The 5076-nt window shown below is 73.2% G+C and carries 6 protein-coding genes; 2 read left to right on the top strand and 4 right to left on the bottom strand.

Annotated features, from left to right (window positions below; genetic code table 11):
• A partial coding sequence (locus tag AC2VOR_RS16925; RefSeq protein ID WP_486964168.1) for an AMP-binding enzyme occupies positions 1-476 on the top strand: 476 nt, incomplete at its 5' end.
• Between the two features lie 63 nt (positions 477-539).
• Positions 540-1196 (top strand): cation efflux transmembrane domain-containing protein, encoded by a 657-nt coding sequence (locus tag AC2VOR_RS16920; protein ID WP_369740150.1) that lies wholly within the window; start codon positions 540-542, stop codon positions 1194-1196.
• 9 nt (positions 1197-1205) lie between these two features.
• On the opposite strand, the gene ctpC is transcribed toward AC2VOR_RS16920, so the two are convergent.
• From ctpC to AC2VOR_RS16900, 4 genes are all read right to left on the bottom strand, one after another.
• The gene (ctpC, locus tag AC2VOR_RS16915) at positions 1206-3389 is read right to left on the bottom strand and encodes a manganese-exporting P-type ATPase CtpC (protein ID WP_486964167.1); all 2184 of its coding nucleotides are present in this window, start codon (positions 3387-3389) and stop codon (positions 1206-1208) included.
• Positions 3390-3399: 10 nt separating this feature from the next.
• On the bottom strand, positions 3400-3681 hold the full coding sequence (locus tag AC2VOR_RS16910) for a DUF1490 family protein (protein WP_369740146.1): 282 nt from the start codon (positions 3679-3681) through the stop codon (positions 3400-3402).
• A 112-nt stretch (positions 3682-3793) separates the two neighbouring features.
• The gene (locus AC2VOR_RS16905; RefSeq protein WP_369740144.1) at positions 3794-4522 is read right to left on the bottom strand and encodes a TIGR03089 family protein; all 729 of its coding nucleotides are present in this window, start codon (positions 4520-4522) and stop codon (positions 3794-3796) included.
• Positions 4510-5076 (bottom strand): LytR C-terminal domain-containing protein (locus AC2VOR_RS16900; RefSeq protein WP_486964166.1); only part of this gene is annotated, 567 nt, incomplete at its 5' end. The genes AC2VOR_RS16905 and AC2VOR_RS16900, both read right to left, overlap by 13 nt.

Below are 5076 nucleotides of genomic sequence, written 5' to 3'. Positions count from 1 at the left end.
GCGACGGGCGCGAGGTCGCCCCCGGGACTCCGGGGCGCATCTTCGTCGGCAACGTGCTGGCGTTCGAGGGGTACACCGGCGGCGGCACCAAGGAGACCATCGGGGGCCTGCTGTCCACCGGCGACGTCGGCCACTTCGACCGGGCCGGGCGGCTGTTCATCGACGGGCGCGAGGACGAGATGATCGTCTCCGGCGGCGAGAACGTGTACCCGGGCGAGGTCGAGGAGGCGCTCGCCCGCCATCCCGACGTGCTCGACGCCGCGGTCGTCGGCGTCGCCGACGAGGAGTTCGGGCAGCGGCTGCGCGCCTACCTGGTCGCGCGGCCGGGCGTGTCGCTGAGCGAGCGCGACGTCCGGGACTACGTGCGTGACCGGTTGGCCCGCTTCAAGGTTCCCCGCGACGTGGTGTTCGTCGACGCGCTGCCGCGCAACGCGGCCGGCAAGGTGCTCAAACGGGAGCTGAACAATTCGGCGTAAGTGCGCTCACCCCGCGGTGTCGCGGTGTCCGGGCCCGGTGCGCTGCCTCTACCATCGGGTGCAATGACCTCGTCGGCTTCGGTCTCCCGCACCTGCCCGCGCGCAACGGAGCGCGACGCCGCCTGGCAGGCCGGTGCCCGATGGGCGCGGCGGCTGGCCTGGGTCAGCCTCACCGTGCTGCTCGTCGAGGGCGCCATCGGACTGTGGCAGGGCCTGGCGGTCGGGTCCATCGCGTTGACCGGGTGGGCGCTGGGCGGCGGCGGCGAGGCGCTGGCCAGCGCGACGGTGGTGTGGCGCTTCAGCGGATCCCGCACCCTGTCCGAGACCGCCGAGTCGCGCGCCCAGCGCGGCGTGGCGGTGTCGTTCTGGCTGACCGCCCCCTACATCGCCGCCGAATCCGTGCGCGACCTCATCGACGGGCACCACGCCGAGACCTCGGTGATCGGCATCGTGCTGACGGTGATCGCGCTGGTGTTGATGCCGGCCCTGGGCTGGGCCAACCACCGGCTGGGCGTCCGGCTGGACTCGGAGGCCACCGAGGGCGAAGGCATCCAGAACTACCTGTGCGCCGTGCAGGCCGCCGGCGTGCTGGTCGGCCTGGCCGTCACCGCGGCCTGGCCGAGCGGCGGCTGGTGGATCGACCCCGCGGTCGGGCTGGTGGTCGCCGGCATCGCGGTGTGGCAGGGCGTGCGCGCCTGGCGCGGCCACGACTGCTGCTGAGCGCCGCCGTCAGTCCAGCCGGTAGCGGATCAGCCGCGAGCTGTTGGCCACCACCGCCACCGACGACGCGTTGTGCAGGATCGCGGCCAGCACCGGCGACAGCGCGCCGCCCGCGCCGATGGCCAGCCCGGCGGCGTTGACCGCGATGGACATGCCGTAGTTCTGGCGGATCACGTCGACCGCCCGCGCACCCAGGTCCCGCACGTCGAGCAGGCGGTGCAGGTCGTCGTTGGCCAGGGCCACGTCGGCGGTCTCGACGGCGACGTCGGTGCCGGCCAAGCCCATGGCGATGCCGATGTCGGCGGCCGCCAGCGCGGGGGCGTCGTTGACGCCGTCGCCGACCATGCCGACGACGAAGCCCTCGGCCTGCAGCGCGCGCACCGTCTCGAGCTTGTCCTCCGGCATCACCTCGGCGCGCCATTCGTCGATCCCCAGCTCGCCGGCGACGACCTCGGCGATGTCCGGGTGGTCGCCGGTGAGCATGACGATGCGGCGCACACCGCCGGCCCGCAGCTTCGTCAGCACCTCGGCGGCCTCGGGACGCACCTCGTCGCGCAGGCTGACCAGCCCCACCAGCGTGCCGTCCACGGCCAGCAGCAGCGGTGTCTCGGCCTGGCGGCGCAGCCGGTTCACCCACTCCGTCGCCTTCTTCGACACCCGCACCTTCTCGGCGCGCAGCAGCGACGGGCTGCCCAGCAGCAGGGTGCGGCCGTCGGCGCGGGTCCGCATGCCCAGCCCCACCAGCACCTCGCACTCCTCGTGCGGCGGGATGCTGATGCGGCGCTCCTCGGTCGAGCGGATCACCGCCTCGGCCAGCGGGTGCCGGGAGTGGATCTCCGAGCTGGCCGCATACGCCAGCACCTGTTCGGGCTCCCAATCGGAGTGCATCGCAACGATATTGGTGACCACCGGGCGCCCGACGGTCAGCGTCCCGGTCTTGTCGAACACCATCGCGTCGACGCGGCCGGCCCGCTCGAGGTGGGAACCGCCCTTGATCAGGATGCCGCGGCGCGCGCCGTTGCCGATCGCCGCGCTGATCGCGGTCGGGGTGGACAGGCCCACCGCGCAGGGGCAGGCGATCAGCAGCATGGTCATCGCGCGCCGGACGTCGCCGGTGACCAGCAGGGTCAGGCCGGAGACGATGAACGAGGCGGGAACGAAGCGGCGGGAGAAGTTCTCCCCGACGGTCTGGATCGGCGCCCGGTCGTGCTGCGCCTCCTCGACGCGGCCGATGATGCGGCCGATCGCGGTCTCGTTGCCGACGGCCTTCGCGCGCACCACCAGGCGCCCGCGCACCACGACCGATCCCGCGTGCACGTGCGCGCCGGCCGTGATGCTCACTGGCAGGTTCTCCCCGGTGATCGCCGACTGGTCGACGATCGCCTCGCCGTCGACCACCTCGCCGTCGACGGGGATCGCCACGTGGTCGTGGACCACCACCTCGTCGCCCACCTGCACGGTGTCGATCGCCACCTGCACCTCGGTGCCGGTGTCGGGGCCGTCGGTCAGCCGGATCCAGGCGGTGTCCTGGGTGCCGCGCAGCAACTCGGAGATGGCGCGCCGGGTTCGGCGCAGGGTCAGATCCTGCAGGTATTCGCCGATGTTGAGCAGCCACAGCACGGTGAGCGCGACGACGTTCTCACCGAGCAGCAGGCTGGCCACCGTCGCCGCCGAGACCAGCGTGTCGGTGCCCGCCTTCCCGGACCGCAGCGAGCGCAGCGCGCCGCGCAGGAACGGGTAGCCGGTGAAGATCGCCACCCCGCCGGCCACCAGCTGGCCCCTCGGGCCCAGCAGCGGCGGCCGGGCGAACACGTAGCGGCGCACCCCGAGCAGGGCCAGCGCCGCGCCGCCGATGACCATCCGCAGCACGTCGGCGTTGCGGATCTCCGCCGAATGCGGCGCGCGCACCGGGATCAGGTCGGCGGCCACGTGCGCGGCCTCGGCGATCGCGGCCAGCAGCGCGGGGCGCTCCGCGCGCCGCGGCGAGTACCAGACGACGACGGAGCCGGTGCGCGGATAGGCGTGCACGACGCGCACGCCGGCGCACTTGGCGACGGCCTCCTCGACCGCGACCGCGCGCCGGGAGTCGCCGCGAACCCAGCCGACCTTGACCCGCATGCGGCCGGCCGCATCCGAGATCACTGCCGGCGCGGTGTCCTGCGGGGGAGCGGGTGATGCGGGGGCGGTGGTCATTCCGTCGGGATCAGTGGTCGTGGTCGTGGAGGTCGGTGACCGCCGGGGTGGGCGCCTCCTCGCCGATGCGCTCGCGGGCCTCGGCCATCACGTCGGACATCTTGAGCCGGGCCGATTCCGCGGCCTCCTCTGCCTTGCGGGTACCGCGCAGGCTCAGCTCGGCCGCCGAGACCGCGGCCCGGTGCAGCGGGGCCTTCTTCGCGGCCCGGACCACCAGGTCGTAGGCGGCCGCCCCGATGACCCCGTGGGCCAGAAATATGGCTCCCTTCGCCAAGAATCCCTGCACCGCCATCGCGTCAACCTTCCTCGTTCCGTGGGCCGATACCGTGGTAGCGACGTTAACATCGCGATATCGCAATATCAACATGGGTTCCGACCGGCCGGAGCGCGGGCGGGGGCCCGGCTCACAGCACCCGGGTGACCTTCTCGGCCTCGATCCGGCGCTGCCGCGCCGCGGGGTCGGCCCCGGTATCCGGCTGCGCCACCTGCACCAGCGACGCGCCGACCGCCAGGATCGCCAGCAGCCCGTCGACCAGTTCGTTTGGCCCGGTCCACGACGCGCTGGACAGCACCCGATCCGCCGACGTCAAACCCCTTGCCGCCGCCGATCTTTCGCAGTCCGCCAGGACTTCGCCGACCGACCGGCCGGCGAGTGCGGGACCCGGGTGGGGTTCGGCGACGATCTGGTCGCCGTGCACGCGCACCGCGGTGGCGTAGTCGGTGACGCCGAACGGCAGGTCCGGCGCGGGGCGGCCGAACGGGTCCAGCGACAGCACCGCCACCTCGCCGCCGTCGACCAACGCGTCGGCCTCGTCCAGGCGTTCGGCGGTGCACAACGCCAGGTCCGCGCCGCCGTCGAGCACGACCTGCGCGCCGATCCACCAGACGCCCAACAGCACCGCGGCGGTCTGCCAGTGCGCCGGCAGCAGGATCGCGACCCGGCTGCTCGGCCCGGCGCCCAGCTCGTCGCGCAACAGGTTGCCGGTCTTGGCGGCCCAGTTGGCCAGCGTCGCCGCGGACAACTCGATGCGCTCGCCGGTCGCGTCGTCGTAGTAGGTGATGCGCGGGCCGACGGGGTCGGTCCGCAGCATCGGTTCCAGGATCGCGCCGGCGAGCGTGCTCAGTTGATGCACTCCGGCTTGTCGGAGCCGGCGGTCAGGATGGGCGAGGGCGCCGGGGCGTCGGCGTCGGCCGCCCCGCCCGCGCTGGACACGTGCGCGGCCGCCGGCTGGCTGTTCTTGCCGCCGCCCAGGCCCGAGCCCGGGCCGCTGTAGTCGTTGGCCAGCACCACGCGCACGGTTCCCGGGGCTATCGAGGTGTCGGCGACCACCGGCAGGCCGCCCAGTTGCTGGGCCACCTCCTGGGCGCCGACGTCGTCGCTCTTGGCCGCCCGCACCTGGCTGGCCTTGACGTGCCCGCCCACGTTGTTGCCGACGGGTCCGGGCGTGAATCCTTTTGCGCTCAACACGTCCGACACCGCCGCGGCCAGTCCGTTGATGTCGGTGTCGTTGACCACGCTGGCGGTGGTCTTGGCGGGGGTGAAGGCCAGTTCCTCGGTCTTGCCCTCGTCCTGGTTGTGCAGCAGGCCGCTGACCCAGTCCTGCACCTGGTGCGGGTCCACCCGCACCACGCTCTGCATGCCGTCGTCGCTCCAGCCGGCGCCGTCGAGCACCGGGATGGTGGCGAA

This window comes from Mycobacterium sp. TH-M103, from assembly GCF_057473785.1.
Note: the sequence above shows the minus strand (reverse complement) of the source record. Positions and strands in the feature narration are given on the sequence as shown.